The 25,409-nt window shown below is 68.4% G+C and carries 23 protein-coding genes; 1 reads left to right on the forward strand and 22 read right to left on the reverse strand.

The features are described 5' to 3' along the window. Window positions 1-72: 72 nt before the first annotated feature. The 7 genes from R3E10_09210 to R3E10_09240 all read right to left on the reverse strand — a co-directional run bounded on the left by R3E10_09210 (window position 73) and on the right by R3E10_09240 (window position 5,938). Window positions 73-1,509, reverse strand: coding sequence for an MATE family efflux transporter (locus tag R3E10_09210; protein MEZ4415924.1), 1,437 nt, complete (start codon window positions 1,507-1,509; stop codon window positions 73-75). A gap of 352 nt (window positions 1,510-1,861) precedes the next feature. Continuing rightward, window positions 1,862-2,284 (reverse strand): DUF6524 family protein, encoded by a 423-nt coding sequence (locus R3E10_09215; GenBank protein MEZ4415925.1) that lies wholly within the window; start codon window positions 2,282-2,284, stop codon window positions 1,862-1,864. A 161-nt stretch (window positions 2,285-2,445) separates the two neighbouring features. Beyond that, window positions 2,446-3,198 (reverse strand): methyltransferase domain-containing protein, encoded by a 753-nt coding sequence (locus tag R3E10_09220; protein ID MEZ4415926.1) that lies wholly within the window; start codon window positions 3,196-3,198, stop codon window positions 2,446-2,448. Continuing rightward, entirely contained in the window at window positions 3,195-4,298 is a 1,104-nt protein-coding gene (locus R3E10_09225) for an adenylate/guanylate cyclase domain-containing protein (protein ID MEZ4415927.1), read from the reverse strand. The genes R3E10_09220 and R3E10_09225 overlap by 4 nt, the downstream gene beginning before the upstream one ends. 32 nt (window positions 4,299-4,330) lie before the next feature. Continuing rightward, on the reverse strand, window positions 4,331-5,110 hold the full coding sequence (locus R3E10_09230; GenBank protein ID MEZ4415928.1) for a glyoxalase superfamily protein: 780 nt from the start codon (window positions 5,108-5,110) through the stop codon (window positions 4,331-4,333). 42 nt (window positions 5,111-5,152) lie between these two features. Next, window positions 5,153-5,569: a DUF1801 domain-containing protein gene (locus tag R3E10_09235; GenBank protein MEZ4415929.1), complete on the reverse strand. Its 417-nt coding sequence runs from the start codon at window positions 5,567-5,569 to the stop codon at window positions 5,153-5,155. A gap of 78 nt (window positions 5,570-5,647) precedes the next feature. After that, complete coding sequence (locus tag R3E10_09240) at window positions 5,648-5,938, reverse strand: hypothetical protein (GenBank protein MEZ4415930.1); 291 nt, start codon at window positions 5,936-5,938, stop codon at window positions 5,648-5,650. A gap of 140 nt (window positions 5,939-6,078) precedes the next feature. Here R3E10_09240 and R3E10_09245 point away from each other — a divergent pair, with 140 nt between their 5' ends. Further along, the gene (locus tag R3E10_09245) at window positions 6,079-7,725 is read left to right on the forward strand and encodes a tetratricopeptide repeat protein (protein ID MEZ4415931.1); all 1,647 of its coding nucleotides are present in this window, start codon (window positions 6,079-6,081) and stop codon (window positions 7,723-7,725) included. A 47-nt stretch (window positions 7,726-7,772) separates the two neighbouring features. Here R3E10_09245 and R3E10_09250 read toward each other — a convergent pair whose 3' ends face one another. From R3E10_09250 to R3E10_09320, 15 genes are all read right to left on the reverse strand, one after another. Further along, on the reverse strand, window positions 7,773-8,345 hold the full coding sequence (locus R3E10_09250) for a DUF4256 domain-containing protein (protein ID MEZ4415932.1): 573 nt from the start codon (window positions 8,343-8,345) through the stop codon (window positions 7,773-7,775). Between the two features lie 23 nt (window positions 8,346-8,368). Beyond that, on the reverse strand, window positions 8,369-8,818 hold the full coding sequence (locus tag R3E10_09255; protein ID MEZ4415933.1) for a PaaI family thioesterase: 450 nt from the start codon (window positions 8,816-8,818) through the stop codon (window positions 8,369-8,371). Between the two features lie 107 nt (window positions 8,819-8,925). Further along, window positions 8,926-9,711 carry a methyltransferase domain-containing protein gene (locus R3E10_09260; GenBank protein ID MEZ4415934.1) on the reverse strand — a complete coding sequence of 262 codons (786 nt, stop codon included), beginning with the start codon at window positions 9,709-9,711 and terminating at the stop codon, window positions 8,926-8,928. Window positions 9,712-9,928: 217 nt separating this feature from the next. Next, window positions 9,929-10,369: an ester cyclase gene (locus R3E10_09265; GenBank protein ID MEZ4415935.1), complete on the reverse strand. Its 441-nt coding sequence runs from the start codon at window positions 10,367-10,369 to the stop codon at window positions 9,929-9,931. Window positions 10,370-10,442: 73 nt separating this feature from the next. After that, window positions 10,443-10,721: a 2TM domain-containing protein gene (locus R3E10_09270; protein MEZ4415936.1), complete on the reverse strand. Its 279-nt coding sequence runs from the start codon at window positions 10,719-10,721 to the stop codon at window positions 10,443-10,445. Between the two features lie 103 nt (window positions 10,722-10,824). Then, window positions 10,825-11,271 (reverse strand): hypothetical protein, encoded by a 447-nt coding sequence (locus R3E10_09275; protein ID MEZ4415937.1) that lies wholly within the window; start codon window positions 11,269-11,271, stop codon window positions 10,825-10,827. A 115-nt stretch (window positions 11,272-11,386) separates the two neighbouring features. Continuing rightward, entirely contained in the window at window positions 11,387-12,412 is a 1,026-nt protein-coding gene (locus R3E10_09280) for an adenylate/guanylate cyclase domain-containing protein (protein MEZ4415938.1), read from the reverse strand. A 40-nt stretch (window positions 12,413-12,452) separates the two neighbouring features. Further along, entirely contained in the window at window positions 12,453-13,865 is a 1,413-nt protein-coding gene (locus R3E10_09285; GenBank protein ID MEZ4415939.1) for a sulfatase-like hydrolase/transferase, read from the reverse strand. Window positions 13,866-13,941: 76 nt separating this feature from the next. Next, window positions 13,942-15,522 carry an amidohydrolase family protein gene (locus R3E10_09290; GenBank protein ID MEZ4415940.1) on the reverse strand — a complete coding sequence of 527 codons (1,581 nt, stop codon included), beginning with the start codon at window positions 15,520-15,522 and terminating at the stop codon, window positions 13,942-13,944. After that, window positions 15,519-20,003 (reverse strand): serine hydrolase, encoded by a 4,485-nt coding sequence (locus R3E10_09295; GenBank protein ID MEZ4415941.1) that lies wholly within the window; start codon window positions 20,001-20,003, stop codon window positions 15,519-15,521. Before R3E10_09295 ends, R3E10_09290 begins: the two co-directional genes overlap by 4 nt. Before the next feature lie 71 nt (window positions 20,004-20,074). After that, on the reverse strand, window positions 20,075-21,211 hold the full coding sequence (locus tag R3E10_09300) for an alpha/beta hydrolase (protein ID MEZ4415942.1): 1,137 nt from the start codon (window positions 21,209-21,211) through the stop codon (window positions 20,075-20,077). Between the two features lie 189 nt (window positions 21,212-21,400). Beyond that, a complete protein-coding gene (locus R3E10_09305) occupies window positions 21,401-21,892 on the reverse strand; it encodes a nuclear transport factor 2 family protein (protein MEZ4415943.1) in 492 nt (163 codons plus the stop codon). 2 nt (window positions 21,893-21,894) lie between these two features. Continuing rightward, window positions 21,895-23,367 (reverse strand): Xaa-Pro aminopeptidase, encoded by a 1,473-nt coding sequence (locus R3E10_09310; GenBank protein MEZ4415944.1) that lies wholly within the window; start codon window positions 23,365-23,367, stop codon window positions 21,895-21,897. 142 nt (window positions 23,368-23,509) lie between these two features. Then, entirely contained in the window at window positions 23,510-24,409 is a 900-nt protein-coding gene (locus R3E10_09315) for an RNA polymerase sigma-70 factor (protein MEZ4415945.1), read from the reverse strand. Next, on the reverse strand, window positions 24,406-25,266 hold the full coding sequence (locus R3E10_09320; protein MEZ4415946.1) for an alpha/beta fold hydrolase: 861 nt from the start codon (window positions 25,264-25,266) through the stop codon (window positions 24,406-24,408). The genes R3E10_09315 and R3E10_09320 overlap by 4 nt, the downstream gene beginning before the upstream one ends. Between the last annotated feature and the right edge of the window lie 143 nt (window positions 25,267-25,409).

A 25,409-nucleotide genomic window follows, 5' to 3' on the forward strand; every position in this document is an offset into this window, starting at 1 on the left:
AAGCGAAAGCCGCCGCCCTCCACCCTCACGCCCCGTGAAATCCGCAGAACTACGCCATTTCCGGGTCTGGCCTCAGACGGTGACCGCCTTCCAGCGCCCCCTGCGGAAGAGCACTGCGGCCGCCACGGCCAGGGTGGCGTAGGCGATGGCGATGGCCGAGAAGACTCCCTCGGCTCCCCAGCTTCCCCGCACCGCCAGCCCCCAGGCCAGCGGGATCTCCCACATCCAGAAGCAAGCGACGTTGAGCCAGGTGGGCGTCCAGGCGTCCCCGGCCCCGTTGAAGGCCTGGGTCAGCGTCATGCCGTACGCGTAGAACAAGAAGCCCGCCGCGATGATGCGCAGGCCATGCACCGCGTAACGACCCGTGACCGCATCCACGCCGAACAATCCCACCAGCTGCGGGGCGAAGGCCACGAAGACCACGCCCACCGTGCCCAGGAAGACGAAGTTCATGAACGACGCCCTCCACACGGCGGACTCCGCACGCTCCGGCAGCCCTGCCCCCATGTTCTGGCCCACCATGGTGGCGGCCGCGTTGGACAGTCCCCAGGCGGGCAGCAGCGCGAACATCACGATGCGGATGGCCACCGTGTAGCCCGCCACCGCCTCGGCCCCGAACGTCGCGATGACCCGCACCAAGCCCAACCAGGACGCCGTTCCCACGAAGATCTGGAAGGTGCCCGTGGCGGACAGCCGCACCAGGCGGCCCATGACGTCGAGCCGGGGCCGGAACAGCGCCCACGCCACCCGCAGTCGGTCCGACAACCGGAACAGCGTGACCAGCTGGACGCACACGGCGGTTCCACGACCGATGGTGGTGGCCAGCGCAGCGCCCGTCACGCCCATCTCCGGGAACGGCCCCAGCCCGAAGATGAGGGCCGGATCCAGGATCAGGTTGAGCCCGTTGGCCAGCCACAGCACGCGCATGGCGATGGCGGCGTCCCCCGCTCCCCGGAATGCAGCGTTGAGCAGGAACAGCAATACGATCACGCTGTTCATGCCGAGCAGGAGGCGGGCGTACCCTTGTCCTACCACCACCACGCTCTCGCTCGCGCCCATGAGCGCGAGCAGCGCCGGCGCCTTCCACAGGCCGATCAGGCCCAGGCTCACGCCGATGGCGATGCCCAGCAGGATGCCCTGCGCGGTGGCGCGCCCCGCCGCCTCCGCGTCTCCCTCACCGATGCGGCGCGCCACGGTGGCCGTCACGCCGATGGACAGTCCCATGGCCAGCGTGTACACGACGATCACCAGCGACTCGGTCAGGCCCACGGCAGCAACGGCATCCGCCCCCAGACGCGACACGAAGAAGATGTCGACCACCGCGAAGATGGACTCCATCACCATCTCCAGGACCATCGGGATGGCCAGGAGCAGGATGGCGGAGGTGAGCGGCCCCTCGGTGGGGGACGCCCCCCGGCCCCGCAACGCGTCGACGATCAATTGGAGCACACCGCCTTCCTGAGGACGCTCCGACTGCCGCCGTTCGATCTCGGTGTTCTCTACCGGCATGGGATCTCCATCAGAGCCGAAGTGGGAAACGAAAACGGCCTCCCGGGTCACCGGGAGGCCGTCCGTTTTCGCCTGGCGCGAGTGTAGGACTACCGCCACCCCGGGAGTGGTTGGGGACGCACGAAGACGCCGAGCGCCGTCATGCGACGGCGAGTCGTGTCCTGTGCGGGGATGGCGATGCTCTTCATCGATCGGTGCTCCGATGGATTCGTTGGGGAGCGCGAAGGATAGGAGCCGTCGGCAGCACCGGCAACCCCGACTTTGGTCAGGTCGGCACCCCGCGCCGCGGGCGGGGTGATGGCCCGCTCAGTGGCAGCGGCCTTCCCGATTCGGCGCAAACGGCCTCGGCCCCTCAGTTGCTCTCGTCGATGTCGACCTGGCCGGTGATCTGCCGGCTGAGGAGCGACCAGCTGAGGCCCACGCCGAGCAGCAGCGAGATCACTCCCAGCGCCAGGTGCGTGACGGCGGGCGCTCCCTCGGTCGAGAGCACTCCCCACTCCACCAGCAGCCAGACCAACCCGATCCCCAGCGCCACCACCAGGATGGCCCCCTTGATGCCCAGAGAGCGCCGCGTAGCCTGCACGAAGACCGCCCAAGCGATCAGTATGAGCACCCCGCTCAGAAACATGAGGGCGCTGGGATAGCCCTCCGGCAGGGGGCTCTGGAAGAGGGGCGCCACGGCCCAGTGGTAGAACGAGACCCCCTCGGGGTTGTAGGTCAGGTGCACCAAGGCAGCGGCGGCGATCAGCCGCAGCAAGATTCCCGTCCAGTTCACGCCACCCTCCGCCATTCCGAAACTCCCTCCCGACCTGTGCGCGGGACCCTTTCTCCGACGACCACTCACTGCGCTCCGGGCCCAGCCACGCAGTGCCGCCGCGGACGATCCGTTCACGACAATAGCGCGCCGCGGCCGGTTTGTCGCGGTACGGACGCCGCCTACTTCTCCAGCCTGAACGCCACCGAGTAGGGCCGCGTCCTGGCCCGCTCGAGCTCGCGCGCCGACCGGGCCAGCGCATACCGGTCAGGAGTGAGACGCGGCTCCTCGAAGTGCGTGACCACGAAGCCCGCGGTGCGGAACGCCTTCCAATAGTCCGACAGGGGTCGATGGAACCAGATGAAGTCCGACGTGAAGTGCCCCCAGGGTGGCTCCACGACCTTGTGGGGTTCGAAGTAGGGTTGCGCCCAGACGTATGCGACGCGCCCCTCGGGATCCTCGGTGCGCATCCCCTGGGGAAAGCAGGGATGCGAAAAGACGAGAACCGCCGCGCCACCCGGCCGGAGGACGCGGTAGAAAGCCCCCAGCGTGTCGCGAAGGGCCGGCACGTCCATCAAGACGTAGTTGGAGACCACCCGATCGAACCGCTCGTCGTCCAGGGTGTCGAGCGCGGTCACCGAGTCGACACGAACGTCGAGTTCGGGAGCCGACGACTTGGCGATCTCGATCATCCTCTCGGACACGTCGACGCCCACCACCCGAGCCCCTCGGCGAGCCAACTCCCGGGTGAGGTAGCCGGTGCCGCATCCCGCATCGAGGACATCGAGTCCGCTCACGTCTCCCACGAGCTCCCAGAGCACCGGATCCGAGTTGAGTCGCCGGTTCTGATCGCCGTCGTGCCCCACCTGGATCTGCCAATCCGCCGCGATCCGGTTCCAGAACGCCCGCACTTCCTCGAGCTCGTCGCCCATCATCCCTCCCTCGCCAACGCGAACAACTCCACGGGTTGGTCCTTTCCCCGCAGCACCTGCTCCCCCAGCGACCGGAACTCCACGCCTTCCACCCCCGCGAGCCGGGAGGCCAGGGCATCGCCCACCAACACGTCCACTCCCCGCGCTCCGCATTGTCCCTGAATCCGTGCCGTCTGGTTCAGCACGTCGCCCGTGAAGACGATCTCCTTCTTGAGGGCCCCGATCTCACCGGTGGTCACGGGTCCCGTCTGCAGCCCGGCCTTGAACTCCGGAGCGACACCGAAGCGGGCCTGGAACCAGCCGGCTCGCCGTCCCAGATCGCGTTGCATCTGGAGCACGCAACGGATGCAGTTGCCGTCCCGCACTCCGATCGCCTCGGGCCAGGAGACCACGACCTCGTCGCCGATGTACTGGTACACCTGTCCGCCAGTCTGTACGATCGCTTCGGCCAACGCCTGGTAGTAGGCCCGCAGCAGGTCGAAGTAGCGCGCGTGCCCGAGTCGCTCCGCGATCTGCGTCGACGACTTCATGTCGGAGAACAGAAAGACGCGGCGCTCCTCCTTGGGCGTGTGGTAGCGCCCAGTGAGGAAGTTGGTCAGCACGTGCGGTCCGAGGTGCTCGCTGATCTCCGCATAGAAGAGCGAGGCCACCAGGGACGCGGTCAGCTGCACGCCCGTCCCGAGGCTGGTCTTGCTGATGGCAAAGGCCTTGAATCGTTCCCATACGCGGGGATCCGTCAGACCGGTCTGCATCTCCATCGCAGCCGCGATGGGAAACGTCACGCCGATGACCGCCGCCAGGAACACGCCGTAGAACGCGGTCTTTCCGATCAGCTTCACGCCCAGGCTCCGCTCGGTGAAGCGACGATTCAGAAAGAGCAGCTCCATCGCACCGACCAGCAGGCCGACGGACGCGACGGCCAGGGACGCGAAGACGTAGATGGCCGGAGTCAACTGGATGGCCGTGTCCGGAACGTCGGAGAAGCTGCCGGTCGCGGCATAGTCCGAGATCAGAAACACCTGCGCCAGCAGGAGCCAGATCACCCCGAACGGTACGATGCGGAGCAGCGTGCGCTGCGTCGTGGGGGAGAGTCGTGACCACATGCGACGACGTGCGGTCCCTCAGGTGTCGGCGGTCACGTCGCACCGCCTTCCACCCCGTGCGACATGCCCCACACGAATCGCCACCGTCCGTCCTCGTCCCTGCGGGACACGAGGGTGACGCGCTGACGTTGCGTCAGTGGCGCTCCGCCCGCTCGGGGGTGAAGCACCTGAACGTCCCATCCTCGCTCGACCGCCAGATCCCCCTGCACGGCGCGCGCCTCGCAGTCGAACGTGGGCTCCACGGCGAACCGCTCGAACGCGGCGTCCAAGGCCGAACGCAGGGCTTCCCGTCCGCGAACCGGCGGTCGGCCGGCAGACCAGAGGACATAGTCGGGGTGCAGCCGCTCCAACACGCCGGTCGTGTTTCCCTCTCGCATGGCCCGCGCGAAGTCCGTGTGCAGCTCCTCGAGGCCCTCGGGCGAAGGCCGCGCGGGCGCCTGGTCCGGCCGACTGTCCCCCGCTCCCCGCTGAGGACCCATCACGAAGAGGGTATTCCCGGAGGGATCCAGGAGATCGAAGGTGCGGGCGCCCCAGGGCTCGTCCCTCGGCTCGCGCAGCACGTCCGCACGCGCGCTCCACTCGGCGAACAGGGCGTCGACGTCGGCGACCTCGATCGACACACAGGCCGCTCGGCCGTGTCCCTCCATCGGACTGTCGATGGTGAGGCGGATTCCTCCGCGGCCCACGCCCAGCAGGCCTCGCTTCCCGTCGGCGGAGGCCTCGAACAGAACCTCGAAGCCGAGCTGGTCCACGTAGAAGGCCCTAGCCACGTCCAGCGCGTCGGCAGGAAGGATCGGGACGGCGCGTTCCACGCGTGCTCTCCGGTTCGATGGCCGCGTCGGACGCCGCGCCCGCTACGAGCTCGCGGCCTCGTCGACGACGCCGACACGATCTCGGACGTCCGCGTAGGCAGTCTGGACGAGAGACTCGAGCGCGGCGACGTCGACGACGGTGTCAGGCCTCAGCTTGACGTGACGCATGAAGCGCCCGCTGCCCACCAACAGCCCCCGCGGATCGGGCAGCTCGGCGCCCAGGAAGAAGCCCACGTTCACGTGGGCGCTGAACGCATCGACGTAGGCGAAGGCGGCGTCGCCCACACAGGCCGTGGGCTGACCGTCGTGCAGCAGCTCGCACACGTCGTCTCCGCAGCCTCGCAGGACGTCGAACCAGGTGCGCGCCAGCTCGCCCAGGGCACCGGCGTGATCCTGCAGCCAGGCGTCGACGGCGGGGTCGCGCGGCACGGCACCGGGGAATCGCATCAGGCGGCTCATGGTGGCCCACCATGCTCCGCCCGGCCCCCGTGCGCAAGCACTCCGAGACCCCCCGGCTCGGTGGGCCGGGCGGCGCCGCTAAAAGCGGGGGATCTGGCGTCCGTTGCCGGCGGCTTTCCTCGGGAGCCGGATACGACGCGGACCCCTGACGACCACCAGCTCGCCGACGCGCAACCGGCCTACGTCGAGCTCGTCGACCTGGAGACGACCGAAGTGTGAGCGACCGACCCGCAGCCTCTTGATCACGAGCCGTCCAACGGCGAGCGCCCCGATGGCCAGGGCGCCCACCGCCATCGCTCCCATCGCGGTCGCTCCCGCCGCGGCGGCGCCCGTCGCCCAACCCTTGGTGCCACGCGTTTCGCGTTTCATGACAAGGGCATACCGATCCGACGACCTCCCGTTCCGGTAACCCCAGGCCCCACCCACCGTACAACCCGGCTGGGAACGGCCACCCGCGGCCCTTTCCCAACGGGTCCACTTGTCTCCTCGTCGCCAACGGTCGGTGCGGCATGCGTTTGCGTCGGTGCGTCCTCTTGCTCCCCTCTCTGATCTTCGCCTCCAGCGCGGTCGCGGCGCAGGCGCCACCGATGCAGCAGGCCGTCCAGCGTCTCCAGAACCAGGACTATGCGGGCGCTGTGGAGATCCTGCAGGGACTGACCGCAGAGCAACCGCAGAACGCGCGCGCCTGGCTGCTGCTCGGCCAAGCGCACCTGGGTGCCGGAGCCTACGAGTCGGCTCGTGCGGCCCTGGCCGAAGCCGAGAAGACACCGGCGACCCATTGGCAGGCCTACTACTTCACCGGGCTCTCCTACGCTGCCGAAGGCGACCTGGACCACGCCTTCGAGCGACTGCAGCACGTGAAGGAAGGAGGAGCCTTCAATCTCACGCAGATCGGGCTGGTCCCCCAGGCAGCAGTACTCCGTAAGGATCCGCGCTACGCCAGCCTCTTCCCGACCGCAGCGGAGTACGCGTCGCCCTTCGTGGAACCCGTCCGCATCCTGCGGGACTGGAGAGGAGAGGCCGAGGGAGACGTGTTCGGCTGGATCGCTCGGGACATCGGCGATGTGGATGGCGACGGCATCCACGACATGACCACGTCGGCCACCCAGGCAGCAGGAGGCGCCGGCCGCGTGTATGTCTACTCGAGCGGCAGCGGTCGACTGCTCTGGTCGGCCACCGGAACCGAGGGCGCGGGACTCGGCACCAGCATCGAGTCGGCTGGGGACGTCGACGCGGATGGCATCCCCGACGTCGTCGCGGGAGCGCCGGGAGAAGGTGCGGCCTACGTCTATTCGGGTGCGGACGGGCGCGTGCTGCACCGGTTCGGCGGGGACGCCGCCGATCGCTTCGGCGGCGGAGTCGCCGATGTCGGTGATCTCGACGGGGACGGGCACGACGACGTGATCGTGAGCGCACCGGCCGCGCTCCAGGGCGCCGGAGTGGCCCGGGTCTACTCGGGGAAGGACGGCAGCGTCCTGTGGGAGCGGAAAGGCGAAGCGGGGGAGGGCTTCGGGAGCGCGGTCGGAGGCTGGCGCTTCGGCGCGCGTCGTGCGTTCCTGGTCGGCGCACCGGGAGGTGGGCCCACCCAGGGTGGCCGGACCTACGTCTTCACCGGGCTCACCGCGAAGCCCGACTTCGTGGTCGAAGCGGAAGCCTCAGGCGCCCAGAACGGAGCCATGTTCGTCTCCATCCTGGGCGACGTGGACGGCGACGGAGTTCCGGACGTCTATTCGTCGGACTGGGCGGACGGAACCAGTGGCCCGCAGACCGGGCGGGTGTACGTGCATTCCGGCGCGTCCGGCGCCCGCCTCTATACACTGGCCGGCGAAGCCGCCGGTGACGGATTCGGAATCGGCGTAGCCGACCTGGGTGGCGACATCGACGGGGACGGGCTCGACGACGTCGTCATCGGAGCATGGCAGCACGCCGCCGCGGCACCGTCGGGAGGCAAGGTCTACATCCGCTCCGGCAAGGACGGCCACCTGCTCTACGCGATCACCGGCCGGGTGCCCGGGGAGACGTTCGGCTTCGACGCCACGGGCATTGGAGACGTCGACGGCGACGGTGTGGTAGACCTCCTGCTCACGTCTGCCTACAGCGCCATCAACGGAACGCGCAGCGGCCGGGTGCTGATCCTCGCGGGGGAGCGGCGGTAGGAGCGCGCTTCGGTCCGTTTGAGCCGCCCCTCCGCGACGCGCCGCACCTACACGCGTAGCACGCAGCGGAACCCGCGGGCGGCGTAGTAGGACTCCGCCCCGTTGTGATAGATGAACACGGTTCCGTAGCGGTAGTCCCCGAAGATGGCGCCTCCGCGCGCCCGGATGGCAGGCGGCGTGAGAAGCCAACTCGACGTGGTGGTGTCGAACTCGCCCAGCTCCTGCAGGCGCCGGTACTCCGCCTCGTCCAACAGGGTCGCACCCAGGGCGTCGGCGGTCTCGACGGCGTTCCCTTCCGGCTTGTGCTTCTTCCGTCCGTCCAGGGCCGCCCGATCATAGCAGAGACTGCGTCGGCCTTCAGGACTCTGTTTCGAGCAGTCCACGAAGAGGTACTCGTCCGCGTTCGTGTCGAGGCCCACCACGTCCGGCTCGCCGCCCGTACGCTCCATCTCGCTGAGCGCCCATAGCCTGGCCGGCTGGGCTTCCAGCTTCGCCCGCACGTCCGCCCAGGCGATGCCCGGGTGACGGTGCGGGTTGGCTGCAAAGCGTGCGCTCAGGGTCTCCAGCAGGGCCTCGCCTTCAACCGGGCCCACAGTCTGCGGGGGAGTACGTTTCGACATCGGCTCGTTTCGTCGCTTCGGCCTCACCCCACGACGTCCGGTCGTTCCCGAATCGTCATGATCGTCCCCAGCATGGTCGCCACCGGCGTCTCCACGTCCTCGTCGAGCATCGACGCCTCAGCCTGGCACACGCTGATCGTCCGACCGGACCGCAGGACCCGACCACGGGCGATGAGGCCACGGCCCCGCGCGGGGGCCAGCAGGTTCGTCTTGAACTCGACGGTGAGCACGCCCACGCCCTCGGGCATCAAGCTCAACGCCGCATAGCCGCAGGCACTGTCCAGCACCGAGGAGACGACTCCCGCGTGAAGGAAGCCATGCTGCTGAGTCAAGTCGGGGCGGAAGGGCACGCGGATGTCGACCTCTCCGGGCGCGAGGCGATCGAGTGTCGCTCCGATGGTCGCCATGAAGCGCTGCGCCGCGAAGCTCTCGCGAACGACCACCTCGAACCCTGGATTCCTGGGCTCACGCATGACAGCGGCACCTCCTCAAAGGTTCGCGCCCTCTGGAGGCGGCCCTTTCAATGGACCCATCACGTACCGCAGGTCGCCACGAGTTGTCAAACCGATGGGCCCGAGTGTCACGTCCGCCCCCCGACCGCCAGCGCTCGGGCAACGAGCGCGATCGAGCCGTCCGTCGCTACTGGAAGGCGGCGCTCGAGCTCCTTCCGCAATCGCTCCCGGGCCAACTCGTCCAATGAGGCCACGTAGCCCGGCGCCGGCCCCTGGCCACGAAGAAACGGAGACCAGTAGTCCGCGAAGTCACCGAAAACCGTCGCGACATCGATCGGTTCGAACTCGATCCGGTTCAACCCCGCGTTCGCCATGAGCGCACGGAGGGCGTCGGGCTGGCAGAGCGGAAAGCGCCATGCTTCATCCAGCGCGCCTGCCGCGGGGTCCAGCTCCAGGGCGGCGTCCCAGAAACACCGGATCATCTCCATCTTCGCCGCATAGTCCCACACATACAGCGCCACGCTCCCGCCGGGGCGGACGGCGCGAATCATCTCGGCGATCATGCGCTCCGGCCGGGGCATGAAGTTCAATACCAGTGCGCTCACTGCCACGTCGAACCGGCCGCCGCCCACCGGGAGGGCTTGCGCGTCGCCCACCGCGAACCGGGCCCGCCCGGTTGGGGACGTGCGGCGCGCATGCGCCACGAACCCGGGGGAGCGATCGACTCCCAACAGTCGCACCGGTTGAGTCAGCGCCAGGATGGCATGACTCAGCGCTCCGGTTCCGCAGCCCACGTCGATCCACTTCGACCCTGGCGCGGGGTCGAGCCACTCGAGAAACGCCCGTGCCGTCAGGCGACTCCAGCGGCCCACGTACGGCTCGTAGCTCTCGCCTTCCGCCCAGACGTCGTCCATTGCGGCTCTGCCCCCCTTGGATCCGCACCCGCGAGCGCGCGCAGGCGACTCGCCCGCCGCACGCCGGCTCCGGTGACCAGGGCGAAGGCTCGAGGACTGCGCTGCGGGCCAGTGGCTCGCCTCTGCCGCTACCCTACCGCCGGATCCGGCGTCTCCACCAGAGGGTGCTCGCAACGGGGGGGCTCCGGTTCGAGCGGGCGCCGGGTTCCGGACCGTCTCAGGCCGTCGGGCCTCCCGGGCCCACAACGCGGATCGCCCCGATGGCGAGAAGCGGACCGAGCATGTTCGCCGCTCCGCCGTGCTCCACGAGTTTGCCGTCGACGACGCGGTCCACGTTGACACCTGTGAACGTCACCCGCTCCCCCGTCGGCGCCATCCCCATCCACTCGCCCGCCTGGGTACCCGTAGCCGTGACGCAGCTGACCACCCACTCGCCTTCGGCGATCTGACGGTCGATGGTGAGATGCAGGTCCGGATAGGTCCCGCGGACGCCGAGGGCATGCGCCTCGACTCCTGCGAGACCCACGGGGTGACGTCGACCATCCATCACCTCGGTGTACTCAACGCCCACCAACTCGGGGATCCGTTCCAGCCTCAACTGGTTGATCACTTCCTCGTAGAATCGGCGCACCACGTCCTTGTTGGTCTTCACGTCCATGGCGCTATCCCGATTCTACACCCCGGCAGGCACGAGCCGCCGAGTCAGAGGGTGAGAGCAGAAGCGAACGGCATCAGGTCCTGCTCGCACTGCTCTTCCTCAACTCTCTTTCGATCAGTCGCTCGCGTACCGGCGACCGACCTTCGAATACGAAGACGTTCAACCCGTGCATGAGAATGCCGACCCCCCAGCCAAGAAGCGGCCACTGGAACCAAAGGTCTGCGGGGGACGCCTTCAGGTTGACGACCACGAGAAGCGCGCTGACCACCACGTACACCACCGCGTGGACGTAGAAGCCGAGCTTCGCTTCGACCTGGCGGGTTGCCCTCTGGCGAGCTTCCTGGCCTTCCATGGTATTCCTCCAGGAAAGGGGCTACTCCTCAGTCGAAAGATGGCCGGGAGCCCCGGGGCCGGCTGTCGGGCGCCGGGCGGGGAACATCGTGGGAATAGTCCCGTCATCCACCTGGTGCCGAGGCCCGACCCACGGTCGACCCGAGGCGCCACCACAGCAGTTCGGCCAAAGGCACCATGATGACGAGTGCCAGTACAACGGTCAGGAGGGTTACGCGCCAAGGCATCAACTGAGCGTTGGCGGTGCCGAGCAGGGGCGTGGCGATGGCCACCAGCCACACTACGACAGCTCCCGAATACGCCTGGGCGCGCGAGGGTCCGAACGCGCGCGCAGTCACCACGAACAACCAGGCGAGAGCAAGCCCATACACGAAGTCCGGCGCCAGGCTGCCCAGCTCATGCCAGATCGTCCGCGTACGCATCGCGGCGAAGGGGGAGCCTGCGATGGCGGCCTCCCACTCACGTCCCAGCAACAACTGGTTCCCGAGCCAGCCGAACACGTTCATGACCAAACCGGCGACCAGGCCCGTACTGACGACCCTGGGAGGCATCGATGCTCCTCGTTGAGGGACCGGTGGAAAAGGCACCGGAACCACATCATGACCCTCTCCGACCTCTCCTGCCACTTCCCGGGCGGCGCTCGCCTCCCGGCGGCGCCGCCCGATCCTATCGAAGGGCCACGACCTCCAGGGGCCCTTCCACGCCTCGCAAGGCAACCGCCCCCATGGGCTCCGCCATCAGGCCCGCAGGGAGCTCGAGGTCGTCCAGCAGGGCCCGGGACACCAAGAAGCGCCTTCCCAGGCGATTGCACTCGCCCTGGATTCGCGCGGTCACGTTCAACACATCGCCGTTGAACGCGATCTCCTTCTTCAAGTCGCCCATCTCTGCGGCGATCACCTCCCCTGCATGCAGTCCGGCCTTGAAGTCCGGCACGGCTCCATACCGCGACAGGTATCGCTCGGAGTTGGAGCGGATCTGCTCCTCGATCTGAAAGAAGGCCCGCACGCAGTTCGCACCTTGGACCCCCAGCTCGTGCGTCCACGTGATCACGACCTCATCGCCCACGTATTCGTAGATCTCACCCCGCGTGTTCAGCACCGGTCCGGACACGTCGTGGAAGAAGTCGTTGACCAGCCCGTAGTAGGCCTCGAGCGAGAGACGTTGCGCGAGCTTGGTGGAACCGGTGATGTCGACGAACATGAACACTCGTTGCTCTCGCCGCGGATGATGGTAGCGACCGGTCACGTAGCGCAGGAGCACGCCGGGCCCGAGCAGCCGGTCCAGCTGCCGCAGGAAGATGATCACCAGGTAGAGCAGAAAAGCGGTCAGCATCGCAGCCAGGTTCTGCGGCAGGGCCTCGCCGAATTCCGCCAGCGTGCGGCCTTCGCTCAGGCCGAGGACCAACCCCGTGCCCAGGAGGACCAGAGCCAGGGCGAGAACATAGGTCACGGCCTTCAGGAGCACCGCTGCCCAGAAGGGGAGTCGCCGGAACCGCTGCGCCAGCGTCGAGGACTCGAACACGATCAGCGGCACCGCCAGGAGCACGCCGATGAAGGTGGCCGTCAGTGGTTCACGAGGTCCGGCCTCGGGCGCCAGAGACCAGCGGACCGTGTCCCAGGTGAGCGCCACGATCACGAAAAACACGGCGACAGGGACGATGCTTCGCAGGTGTCGGACCGCTCTCGTATTCATCGGCACACTCGACCGGCTCAGGCTGGCGCAGGGCGTTGGCCTACCGATTCAGCTGGGCCTCCAGGAGCTCTGTGAGCCGCTCCACGACCCCAGCCGGCGCCCGATCCGGCAGCAGGTTGTCGAGCTCGAATGGATCGGACTCCAGGTCGTAGAGCTCATCCATTCCCGTCAGCTCTTCATAGCGAATGTACTTGTAGCGGTCGGTCCGGAGCGCCTTGTAGCCCATGTTCTGGAGCCGTGGGAAGACCTCGTCGGTGTAGTACTCGATGAGCAGCCCGTCGCGCACCGCGGCGGCCGGATCCGTGAGCGCGGCGATCAGCGAAGTCCCATCCAGGTCGGACGGGACCGCGGCGCCTCCGATCTCCAGCAGGGTCGGAGCGATGTCCACGTTGCTGGCCAGTGCGCTCGGCTGGGCGCCGGCCCCGACCAGCGGCGGATAGCGCACGATGAGCGGGATGTGGATGCTGGGTTCGTAGGCCAGGCGACGCTCCTGGGCCAGCCCGAACTCGCCATAGAAGAAGCCCTGATCGCTCGTGACCACGATCATGGTCTGGTCCAGGACGCCTCGGGCCTCGAGCGCGCTCAGGATCTCGCCGATACCTCGATCCACCGAGCTGAGCATGCGGAGCCGGTCCAGGACGATGTCGTCCTGGAGCCCGCCCTCGGGCGAGCGCGGGTCGCTGTAGTCGACCGGCCGGTCGAGCGCCGGTTTCCCCGCGGTCGGCGCTCTCCAGCTCGGAGCGCGCGCCAGCTCGGCCCCGGCGTACAGCCCTTCGTCGCCCGGAGCGGGCGGGAAGGTGCGCACGAAGTCCGGGAAGATCTCCGGATGCACGGCCTTGTGCGCCAGAATCGCCAGGAAGGGCCGATCGTCCGGTGCGGACTCGATGAACGACACGGCCTCATCCGTCAGGAGATCGGTCGTGTAGCCCGAGCCAGCGGCCGGCTGCCCGTCGACGTTGAGCTCGACGTCGAAGTAGACGCCCTGGCCCACAAAGCTGACCCAGCGATCGAACCCGGGTCGAGGGGAATCGTCCTCGTGGCCCATGTGCCACTTCCCGAAGAACCCGGTGCTGTAGCCGGCGTCGTGCAGCAGCTTGGGGAACGTGACCATCTGGTGGCTCTGCTCGGCCCGTTCGCCATTGTCGATGATGCCGTTCCGAAGCGGGTACTTACCGGACATGAAGACGGCGCGACTCGGCGAGCAGAGCGGCGCGGAGGTGAAGAAGCGCTCGAAGGAGGCTCCCTCCGCGACCAGGCGCTGGAGGTTCGGGAGCTGGACGAACGGGTGGTCGACCACGTCGTCGTAGCGCACGTCGTCGAGCAACAGGAAGACGATATTGGGCCGCGTCGATTCGGGCAGTCGCTCCGCTGACTGGGGGCCACAGCCGGGGAGACCGATCGCGCCTCCCACGAACAGCAGACGGGCGAGGGCGCGCAGATCGAGAGGGTGCATGCTGGACTCCTCGTCCGTGAAGTAGGTCCTGGGGCCCCGGCGAGCCGGGGCCTGAGGCGCGGGCCACCGTCGAGCGCTACGCCCGCGGCCGCCGCCCGCGCTCCAGGAATCGTCCGGGCCTGGCGCCCGTCATGGCCCCCTGCTCAAGAACGAAGGCTCCGTTCACCAGAACGTGGACGACTCCCTCCGCATAGTGGTGGGGGTCGGTGTACTCGGAGCGATTGGCGATGGCGACCGGGTCGAAGACCACCACATCCGCGGCCCTGCCCGCTGCCAACGTACCGCGCCGTTCCTGTGCGAGCCACGCTGCGGGCATCTCGGTCATGCGGTGGACCGCCTCCTCCAGGGAGAGCACGCCACGCTCGCGGACGTAGTGGCCCAGCACCCGGGGCAAGGAGCCGTAGCTCCGCGGGTGGGGATAGCCCACCCCGGGTTCCACCAGATCGCCGTCGGTCTCGAACATGGCCCCGAGGTGGCGCATGAAGCGGTCGATATCCGCCTCGTCCATGCCGAAGAAGATCCCGATGAACCCTCCTTCCAGCTGCAGCTCGATGAGCGCGTCCACAGCCTCCGGGACCGTGGGAGGCCGGCCTCGATCGGCGAGGAAGTCCGCGAGCGTCCGGCCGGTGAGCTCGGGGCGTCCCGTCACCTCGCGAAACTGGATGGTCCCGGGCCCCGGGCCGGTTTGCCTGGGGAAGAGGTCGAGCATCTCCCGCACCAGACGCGCGCGGGTGGCTGGATCCGCCACGCGGCGGGCGAAAGCGTCGGGCCCATCGGCCAGTGCCCAGGCGGGGAACATGAGGTCGGAATACGTGCTGTACGCCGCGAACGGGTACATGTCGAACGCCACCTCGGTGCCTGCCTGCGAGGCCGAATCCAGCAGAGCGAGGATGCGCTCGCTCCACCCCCACTGGGCCGCGCCGGTCACCTTGAGGTGATTGATCTGCACGGGGATGCCGGCCTGGCGCCCCACGTCGAGTGTCTGCCGCACCGACTCCATCACGCCGGCGCCCTCGTCACGCATGTGGGTGACATACACACCGCCGAACGGTGCGGCGACTTCGGCGAGCGCCACGATCTCGTCCGCATCGGCGTAGGCGGCAGGCACATACTCGAGTCCCGTAGACAGCCCGAGCGCCCCCTGCTGCATGGACGAATCCACCAGTGCCCGCATCCACTCCAACTCTCGGGAGGAAGGCGCGCGGTCCGCGAGTCCCATGACCCGCTTGCGGATCCACGTGTGGCCCGCGAAGAGGCCGACGTTGGGCGCCATCTGCACTCGGGCGGCGTACGTGTCCAGCGGGAAGGGCTGATCCTGGCTGTGGAGCGGCGACAGGATGGTGGTGATTCCCTGGCGGATGAAGTTCTCCGCCGCCGGATGCTCCTCCAACGTGACCAGGTGGGCATGGTTGTCCCAGAACCCGGGTGCCACCACCAGGCCGGTCACGTCCAGCACCCGCGCGGCAGCCGCCGTGGCGAGGTTCGCTCCCACGGCCGCGATGGTGTCAGCGCGGATGGCTACATCGCCGACGAACCGTGGCGCGCCGGTGCCATCGACCACCGTGCCGCCTTTGAGCACGAGATCGTACTCGGGCGCCCCGGCACAGGCGCTGCACGACAGGAACGCCACGAGGCCCCAAAATGCACGGCCCGTCAAGACGCCGGCTCCGGCGACACGCGCAGCCCGGTAAGGCCGCCCTCGGGTCCCAACGATACGACCACGCGGAAGCGCTCCGCACTGTACCAGGCGAAGTACTCCAGCTCCACGTCGTCGCCCACTTCGCGTCGCGACAGCAGCTCCATGCGTGTCGGCTCTCCTGCTCCCTGGAGCATCCCGGTGAGCGCCGCCTTCATGCGCGGGAAGATCGTCTGGCGGACGAAGGCGAAGTCGGCGAGCTCGAGTTGGCCCGCTGCCACCTTGGCGAGCACCGACCGCACGTACGCCGTGGCGGCGGGATCCAGATCGGCGATGGGCGTGGTGACAGGCGGCGGCGGAGCCAGGACCGGGTTGTACAGCGTTGCCACCGCAGTGGCCAATCCGGGCGGCGCCAGCGTGCGTGCGTTGGAGAGCACCACCAGCGCCAGGTCATCCCCTGTGTAGCGCGAGAACTGGGTGATGAACCCCTGCCATACGCCGCCGTGCTGGTGCACGATCTGGCCTCCAGCCTCTTCCACGAACCACCCGAAGCCGTACGGATAGCTGCGCCCGCTGTTCAACGTCATGGGAGAGAGGATCCGGTCCCAGCTCTCAGGCCGTAGGATCCGGCGGCGCCGCACGGTTTCGTTCCAGGCGATCATGTCGCGCAGCGAGAGCAGCATGGAGCCGTCGGCAGTGGTGTTGAGCTTCGGCGCCACCCAGGCTGCATGCTCCCACCCGCCCTGCACCGGCAGGTACCCGTGGGCACGATGGGGCACCACCTCGGCTTCGGTGATGATCCGGATGGTGGGCATCCCGGCGGGTGTGAAGATCCGTTCCCGGAGGAAGTCGTAGTAGGGCACGCCCGTGACGCGTGTCATGAGGATGCCGAGCAGCACGTAGCCGGTATTCGAGTAGTTCCACCGGGTCCCGGCGGGAAACTCCAAGGGAAGCGCGCCCGCCATGCGGATCAGGTCCTCGTCCGTGTAGTCTCTCCGGTAGTCGAACCCTTCACTGGTGTAGTCCGGCACGCCCGAGGAGTGCGTGAGCAGGTGACGGATGCGAATGGGCTCCCAGCTCTCGGGGGTCTCGGGGAGGTAGCGGCGAATGGAGGCGTCCAGGTCGATCTTCCCGTCCTCGACCAGCGCCATGATCCCCGCCGAGGTGAACTGCTTCCCCAGCGATCCGGACTGGAACATGGTCTCGTCCGTCACCGGGGTCCGGTTCTCGAGCTCCGCTACCCCATATCCGCGGGATACGAGCACTTCGCCCCGGCGAATCACCGCCAGGGCCAACCCGGGGATGCGGGCCTCGTCCATGGTGCGGCGCACCAACGCGTCGACCTCGGCCACCGTGGGCGCGGCGTCACGACGGAGCGACCAAGGAAGGCGGAGCGGCGCAGGATCAGGCCAGACCCGGTCCAGGTTGGCACCGTGATAGAGGGTACCGCTCTTCATCACGAAGGCGATCTCGCGCGCGGCGCGGATGTCATGCAAGGGATCGGCGTCCAACACCACCAGGTCGGCCACCTTGCCCACCTCGATGCTTCCCAGGTCGGCCTCCAGCCCCAGCGCGCGGGCGCCTTCCAGCGTCGCCACGCGGAGGATCTCGTGCGGTTGCATCCCACCACCGGCGAGCAGTCGCATTTCCCAGTGGTTGGAGAGTCCCTGCACTTCCCCATGCCCTCCCAGCCCCACGTGTCCTCCCGCCCGCAGGACCGCGGCCGCGCCGGCAGCGACCTCCCGGTCGTGGTAGTCCTCCGGTGGGAACCAGAGCAGCCGACTGGATGTGCGCTGGTAGAGGGCACCGTCGGGGAACCAGCGCTCGACCCGGGCGTCCTCGTGAGGACGTTCTTCCGCCAGGAGCCGGTACACCGGAAGCGCCGCCCCGAACGCGACCACCACCGTGGGGGTGTTGGTGATGCCGCTGCGGGCCAGGAGCTGCACCACGTCGTCATGGATGGGCGCCACCGGCAGGGCATGCTCCAGTCCGCTGAACCCGTCGATGACATGGGTCAGATCCTCCTTGGTGTCGGCGCCCCCTTCGGTGGTCGGCATGAGGCCGAGCTCGCCAGCCGCCTGCACCAGCCACTGCCGCTGCTGCCGGTTCCCCATCAGGTAGGACTTGAGGTAGCGCGTGCCGTAGTCGTCGCGGTAGCGCGCCAGCGTGCGTCGCGCGTCGTCCAGCGACTGGAAGTCGGTGGCACTGAACACGCCAGGGCCGGTGGAAAGTACCCTGGGACTGGGAACCCCGTCCGCCTCGACCAGGTCGGACAGCCCGAAGATGTCCGGCGTGTTCTGGGGGTCCCGGATCGTGGTCACGCCGTGCGCGAGGTTGGCGAAGGCGTTGCTGGACTCGGGCTGGAGTAGCTCCCCGGACGGACCCCAATGGGCGTGCAGGTCGATGAACCCGGGGACGATGAACTTCCCGGAGACATCGATCACGTCGGCGCCCGCGGGGACGCTCATCGAACCGCGCGGGCCCACGGCCGCGATCCGGCCGTCGCTCACCACCACGTCGGCGTCGGACATGACCTGCTCGTCGCGCATCGTGATGACGGTGGCACCCTGGAGCACCATGCTTCCCTCAGCGCCGGCGCGAGGAAGGGCAACCGCTAGTGGCATATCCGCAGCAGGGGGATCCTCCCCGGCGGCACCGCTGAGGTCGACACGGTGGAGCCGCGCGCCCTCGACCCAACTCAAGGACCTACCGCCCGGTCCCCACGCCCAATCGCCACCCTCTCCGTCGGTCACGACCGCTCCTCCGGCCGGATCCAGCGCGCGCGGTGCCTGCGACTCCTCGTCCAGCTCGATGCGCAGGAGACGCAGGCCCGTCTTCACCGCAACCGCGTCGCCCGCAGGGCTCATGCGCAGCTCGGCGCCGCGCGCGGCCGCCTGGGGGAGGCGGGCCTCCACGCGAACGTCCCCGTCACCGAGCCCCATCGAGATCAGTCCCATCGGCGCGGAGAGCCATACGCGAGTGGGGTCGGCAGGAGGCCCGGCGGTCACGAAGTGGGGGTGTCGGCCGCCCACTGCGGGCGCCACCACTCTCGCGGCGCCCCCGGAAGCGGGGACCGCCACCACCTTGGCATCCGCAGGCAGCGCGCCGGGTGGGGCCGACAGGGTTGCCGAAAGCGGTGCGCTCAGGGCCACCACCGTCCGCCCGTCCGGAGTCCACGCAGGGTCCGCCCAGAAGCCCGGTTCGGTGGTGAGGCGCACCGGCTGTCCCCGCCCGTCCGCCCGGGCCTTCCAGAGCGCGCCCCCTTCCTCGTCCCAGGTCACGTACGCCATCCAGCGCCCATCGGGAGACCAGGCCGGCATGAACTCGCGGGCGCGGGGCGTGGCCGTGAGGCGGCGAGGTGCACGGCCGTTCTCGTCGGCGATCCAGATGCGTCCGAGCGCAGAGAACGCCACGCCTCCCTCGCGGTCTAGCGCCACGTGTTGTACGCGACGAGCCTCGACCGGCCCTGCCTCCAACCGCTGAGCGAAACGCACGGTCGGCGTCACGTCCAGTGAGACGTCGACCGTAAACGGAATCACGCGGTCGGATCCATCTTCCACGCCCAACCGGTGCAGCGCGCCAGCGAACGCGGCGTACAGCCAGCGTCCGTCTGGAGAAAACGCCGCGTTCGGCAGCACGTCGCGCGTGGCCCGGCTCTCGAGCTGGTGCCGGTCCACCGGATACGCCAACCAGCGCTCCTCACCGGTGGCCAACTCACGCACCTTGAGGCCGGTCTTCCCTTCGCGCACGGTGCCGTAGACCAGACGCGTCCCGTCCGGGGAGAGCACGGGCTTCATGGCCGGAACTCCCTCGACGGCCACGGGCTCGGCAGCCCCACCGGCCGCGGGCACACGCATGAGTGTGCTGAAGGCTCCGTTCCGGCTCCCGTACGCGCGCGGCGTCACGGACGTGAACCAGAGGCTCGCCCCGTCACGAGTGGGCCAGGGGCCGTAGGGTCCCGGTGCCGGAGCCGAGACGAGTTGAGCCGCCGGCCCGTTCGTGTTCTCCACCAGGCGGGTGCCCTCGCCGCTGGTCACGTCGTAGCGCCAGAGCTCGGCGGTGCGCGTGCCGTAGGCATCGGAGACGGTGACGAAGACGGCTCGTCCATCGGCGGACCACGCGGGAGAGAGCATTCCCGAACGGGGAAGCCGGGTCACCGCGCGTGCGGACGACCCGTCCGCCGCAGCTACCCAGACGTTGTCCGAACCCGTCTCGTCGCTGATGTACACGAGCCTGGATCCGTCCGGGGAGAAGCGCGGCTGGGACTGAAACGCCCGCCCTGTGAGCAGAGGGCGAGCCCGTCCACCGTCCACAGGCAGGGTGTAGAGGTCACCCAGAAGCTCGAAGACCAGCGTGCTCCCGTCTGGGCTCACGTCCAGAGAGACCCAGGTGCCCTCTGACGTGCTGAAGCGGATGTTGTCGACGCGGGTGGGCGCCTGGGCGCGCGACGCGGAGGGGAGTGCCAGGACCAGGGCACAGAACACCAGCCCGCGTCGGGGCACGCTTGCCTGCGTGCGTGAAGAGAGATCCACGGGGTGCCTCGGAGGATCGGGGATTGGGCACGCTTCGCCGCTCACCGACGGCGAGGCGGATCCGGTTGCGGCTCGAACGCTTTCGCTCCGCCCGCCAGCGGCAACACCTCCTCGACCAGCGTGAGCAGCAGGCGTCCCGGCTCCTCGAACATGATCATGTGCGCGGAGCGCTCGAAGGTGACGAACGTCTTGCGGGGCGCCTCGATGCGTTCAAAGTAGGCTTTGGACGCATCATAGCTGGTGTGGAGGTCGTAGCGTCCCATGAGGAAGACGACGGGGACGGGGAAGCGGACTCCGCCATCGCTTCCCTCGATCCTGCGGAGGCGGCGGGCGCCCCAGCGATTTCCGTCCAGGAGGCCGGCCACGTCCGCAGCCGTGTAGGCCGCTCCCCACTCGTTAAGGGCGAAGAACAGCTCCAGATCCGGCTTGCCGTACCAACCGCCGTCGTAGCGTCGGACCCACTTCCGCACGGTCAGCGCACGATCGATATCCATGGGTCCCGGAGCTGGGTACGGTGCCAGCCCCTCCAACTCCCGGATTGCCGCCGTGTCGTCCGAGAGGCGCGCCAGCTCCAAAACCCTCGCGTACAGCGCCGCCTCCGAACCGCCGGCGCCCACACCGAGTCCAACCCAGGCGTGGAACAGCTCGGGATGGTCGATCACGAGCTGGGGCGTGAACATGGTGCCCCACGAGTAGCCCATGAGAATCAGCTTGTCCTGGCCCAACCGCTCCAGCACATGCCGCACCACCACCTCGGCGTCCCGTCTATGCTGCTCGTCTGTCATGGTGGGGCCGAGGCGCGCCGTATCGGCCGGGGAGTAGTTCTTGCCCACGCCGCGCTGGTCCCAGTTCACCACTGTGAAGAAGTCTTCCCAGGGCTTCTGGTAGGCCCAGGTGGAGCCCATCATGGGGCTGGCCGGGCCGCCGTGGACGAAGAGGAGGATGGGGTTGGCGCGGTTCAGGCCCCGGATCGAGATCCACTGGGTGGACCCGTTCACCTCCAGGGGCTCCACCACTTCGATCCCTTCCGGGGTGTGGATCCGCTGCAGCTCGCCGATGCGCGCGGCGATGGAGTCCCGCGGCAGGGGATCGGCCGTCATCTGCGCCCAGGCGCTCGCAGAAGGCACGGCCGGTGTCAGAAGGTGCAGGATGGCAATCAGGCAAGCTCTCTGGGTCACGCAGAACCCTCCGCTGCGGCGGCGTTTCGAGGGGAACGGCGAAGCGTCCCCCAAGGAAGGCGGAGCTCAGAAGTCCCGCAAGACCGCGTCAGGGACGCCGCCGGCTGCGCGCCAGGCCGGGTCCACGGTGGCGGCCAGGCCGGCGCCGGGCCGGTGTCCACCACGATCGTCGTACGCTGCCTTGGCGTTCTACCTGGGTCGATCCGTCATCCGGGCAACCGGCCCGGGCGCGCTCTCCTCTCCATACTCGGCCCGCACACGTCCGAGGTCGTCCAGCTCAAACACGCTGATTCCACCCCAACTGGAGCGCTCTGGCGTCGACGCCGAGTCGTCCGCGCTCACCGCCGAGTAGCTCCACACCAGGACGACCCGGCCAGCGTCCGCGATGACCTCGTGGATCGTGACGTCCGGCTCCCTCCAACGCTGGCAGAATCCAGCGGAGAAGCGCTCGATCGCGTCGCGACCCACCAGCACGGGACTCCCGAATCGCTCGGCGAAGATCGGATACGACATCCGGACACTCGGGCTCGCCAGGGAGTCCAGAGACTCACCTGTGCAGCCGTACACGGTGCGGAAGAATCGTTCTGCCGTCTCTTCCGGTTGCACTCGTGCATCGGCACATCCCAGCCCCGCTACTATGAGCGCCAGACCGCACACTGAACTCCAGCGGGCTCGCATCATCCTCAACTCACGGGGCGGCTCTTCATCAGTGCCTCGATCTCGGCGATCTCCCGGGGTGCCATGCTGATGCGGCGCAATCCGGTCGGCGTGATGACGTAGTCGTCCTCGATGCGTACGCCGGTGTTCTCGTACTGCCTCACCTTCTCCCGTACGCTGGCGATGAAGCGTCGATTGCGGGGTGTATCCGGGAGGGCGTCCAGCGAGGCTTCGGCGATGTAGAGTCCAGGCTCGATGGTGAACACGTCGCCCGCCTGAAAGGTGCCGTCGCCATAGTAGTAGCCCGCCGGATCGTGGACCTCGAGACCGAGCCCGTGGCTGATGCCGTGGATCATCCAGAGCTGGGCCTGCGAGCAGGAGGCGGGTGACTTCTGACAGTCGGCCGGCCAGGGTGGGTCCATGAGAGCGTCCTCGGCCTCGATGAGTCCAAGAGCCGCGAGCCCCTTCCGGCGCACGACCACCGAGGAGTCCTGCGCGGCCCGCTGCGAAAGGCCGGGGGCCGAATTGCGCTCCGCCGCCGCCTGGGCGTCGCGCACCAGCTGGTAGATGGCGCGCTGCTCAGGGGTGTAGACGCCGCTGACCGGAATGGTCCGGGTCACGTCGGCGGAGTACCCGCGATACTCGGCCCCGGCATCCATGACCACGAGGTCCGTGGGTCCGACCGCGGCCATGTCCTTCATATAGTGGAGCTGCGTGCCGTTCGGGCCCCCGCCCACGATGGAGCCGTACCCCGTCCGTTCGGCTCCCAGTCGGATGAACGTGCTCTCCAGGGCCGCGCGTAGTTCGTACTCGTGTCGGGGGTTCTCCACCAGCATGGCGGCCCTGTGCCCCTCCGAGCTGATCTCGGCCGCCTTCTCCAGCAGCGCGATCTCCGCGGGGCTCTTGCGCGCGCGCAGCTGGTCCACGATGGGGTGAGCGTCCTCGATGGCGAGCCCCGGGTGGCGCTCTGCCAGGCCCTCCATGAACGACTGACCGCGGGTCAACGAGTCCTGGGCAGCGAAGTCGGCGGCTTGAAAGTCGGCGATCGCCAGGAAGGGCAGGCCGCTTCCAGCCAGGGAGTCCAGAATCGCGGGGAGAGCGGCGATGGAGCGCCCCGCGATGCCCAGGCTGTCCCTCACGGAGGTGGAGTCGGGGCGCCGGCCATAGTAGAAGGCCCTACGCGCATCGACGGGCGAAAGGAAGAGCGTGGGTTGGCCCCGCCCGCCGCTCACCACCATGACGAAGGCGGCGTCGGGCTCCCCGAAGCCCGTGAGATACTCGAAGGCGGGCAACTGGAAGAACGGACCCCGGTCCGTGACCGGCGTGGGGGCTCCGAAGGCCACGACCACGCCGTCCCCCACGCGCGCCGCCAGCGAGTCCCGACGCGCAGCATACTCAGCGGGAGCGATCTGAGCGGCGGAGCGATGGGGCGCAGCAGCCGACACGAGCACGGCGAATGCAACCGCGTGTACCATCCCATGCAGCAAGCGGCGCGACATGTGTTCTACCCCTTCAGAGCGGACACCTGTGGATAGGGCGCATCCTGTTCCCGAAAGCTAACCTCCGCTCGCCCTGGTCCTACACCCGGTCTGTCGCGATCGCTTCCACCCGGTCTGCCACGGCCCGCCGTTCCGTATCACGTCATGCTTCCGACGAGCGGGCCGCATGCGCCACGGCTGCCAGCTTGTCCGGGTTGGTCACGATATAGAGGGTTTGGATCACGCCGTCACGGACGTCCGCCGTCAAGACCGCCACCGGCTTGTCGTGAATCGAGGCGACGATACCCGGTTGCCCGTTGACCTCTCTCGCCATCGAGGCGAGCCCCGGTGGCACCAGTCGCTCCAGTGCGCCCAGGACGAACCGCGCCACCCGATCGGCTCCATGAACGGGGTTCAGGGCTGCGCGTGCCTTCCCACCGCCATCGCTGATGACCACGGCGTCCGGCGCCAATACCTGCAGCAGAGCATCGAGATCCCCTTGGCGGGTCGCTTCGGAAAAGCGGTCCATCACGGCCCTGTGGGCCTCCGGTGACACCTCGAACCGAGGCCTGCGGGCGCGCATCTGGGCCCGAGCCCGGGTCAGGATCTGCCGACAATTCGCCTCGGAGGTGTTCAGCATCTCCGCCACCTCGGAATAGGGCGTATCGAACACGTCCCTCAGGATGAGCACGGCGCGCTCGCGAGGTGAGAGGCTCTGCAGAAGCAGCAGGAAAGCGAACGTGAGGGACTCTTGCTGCTCGACGGTGTCGCTGGGGTTCGGCGTGCCATCCGTCAGCAAGGGTTCTGGGAGCCAGGGTCCCATGTATTCCTCGCGTCGGACCCGGGCCTGCTTCATGTGGTTGATGCAGAGCCGTGTGACGATGGTGGTCAGGTACGCTCGTGGTGACACCACCTTCGACGGATCTTCAACCCTGAGCCAACGCATGGCCGCGTCCTGGACGAGGTCCTCCGCGTCGACGGCCGTGCCCACCATCCGGTACGCGAGACTGACCAAGTGGGGGCGGAGCTCCTCGAACTCCCGCCAGGCACGCGTTGGGCTCACGGCCTGGCTTCCACGGGCTGCAGAATCCCGACTTCGCGCGCCCACCCCAGGATGGCTCCGGCCACGGTCTCCGGGTCGCCTTCGTGGGGGAAGTGAGCTTCCCCGGGAACCTCGACGAACGTCGAATCGGGAAGGCACTCCGCCAGGCGCCGGAGCGCTCCGGCCTGATGGACCGGATCCTTTTCTCCCGCCACCACCAGCACGGGGAGATCCATCGCGGACAGGCCGTCACGAACACCGCTCAGAAAGGCGTCGTTTCGGTTGAGGTCCCTGAAGGTCACCATGATGCGGTCCAGGTGTGCGTCGGTGGCGAAGTCCTGAAGGTACCGGGCCCGCTCTTCGGGTCCAGAGCGCCGACGCCGGCCTCCGAAGCGCGCCACCACCCTGGGAAGCAGTCGGAAACGGCGATTCACCCAACGGAAGGGCGGCGTGGTGACCAGCCTCAGCATGGTGTGGATCCGGGGGTGCTCCCGTGTCGGGAAGACGATGGTGTCGGCCGCGATCAGCCCCCGAAAGCGCACCGGGTATTCCTGCACCAGATGGAATCCGACCGAACCGGCCGTGTCCATGACCGCGAGTGTCACGCCTTCCAGGTCGAGCGCAGCGATGAACGCGTCCGCAGCTTCGGCGAGGGCGGGTAAGGTCGGCGTGAATCCCCGGACGGCCACGCTCTTCCCCCAGCCCGGAAGATCCGGAGCGAGGCACCGGAAGTCGGACGAGAGCAGGGAGATCACATGACGGTAGACGTACGAGGTGGTGGGGGCCCCGTGCAGCAGGACCAGGGGAGGCCCCGACCCGCAGTCGACGTACCGTATGGTGTGGCCTGCCGCGCGAACGGTGTGGGAAGGCTCGTGCATGGCTGTTGATCTCCCGGTCGGGGGACGTTGCACCCTACGTCCTGGAAGACAAGAGACCCTGCCCCGCTGTGACACTCTGCCTCGGTGCTACGAAAGGCCGACCCTGACTCGCCAGCGGCGGTTGGTGCCCGGGCCTCGCCCCG

Source organism: Gemmatimonadota bacterium (genome assembly GCA_041390105.1).
Classification (GTDB): Bacteria; Gemmatimonadota; Gemmatimonadetes; order Longimicrobiales; family Gaopeijiaceae; genus JAGQIF01.